Annotated in this window: 1 protein-coding gene; it reads left to right on the top strand. The window is 63.7% G+C overall.

Going from position 1 to position 394, the window contains the following annotated elements; genetic code table 11:
* Positions 1–394 (top strand): hypothetical protein (locus G3I41_RS22270; protein ID WP_164402170.1); only part of this gene is annotated, 394 nt, incomplete at both ends.

The following is a 394-nucleotide window of genomic DNA, read 5'->3' as shown; positions in this document are numbered from 1 at the left end:
CGCGCAGCAGGCCACCAGCCTCCCCGCCCAGAGCCCGCTGTTCACCTCCCTGCTCAACTACCGTCGAACCCTCATCACGGAGCACGGATCAGGCGTCGAATCGACGCGCGAGGTCGCAGGGATCCAACTGCTCCATGCTCAGGAGCGCACGAACTACCCGCTCACGGTGTCGGTCGATGACACCGGAATCGGGTTCCGGTTTGTGGTGCAGGCGGTTGCTCCGATGGACTCGGAGACTCTGTGTGGGCTCTTCGTGACCGCGGTGTCGAATATGGTCGAGGTGCTTGAGGGGCATTCCGATACTGCGCTGGACCGGGTTCCGGTTTTGGATGCTGGTCAGCAGGAGCGGTTGTTGTGGGGGTGGAATGACACGGCGCGTGAGGTGCCGGGTGTG

The sequence above is a fragment of the Streptomyces sp. SID9727 genome (genome assembly GCF_010550605.1).
Taxonomy (GTDB): Bacteria; Actinomycetota; Actinomycetes; order Streptomycetales; family Streptomycetaceae; genus Streptomyces.
This window is presented reverse-complemented; position numbering and strand designations above follow the sequence as displayed.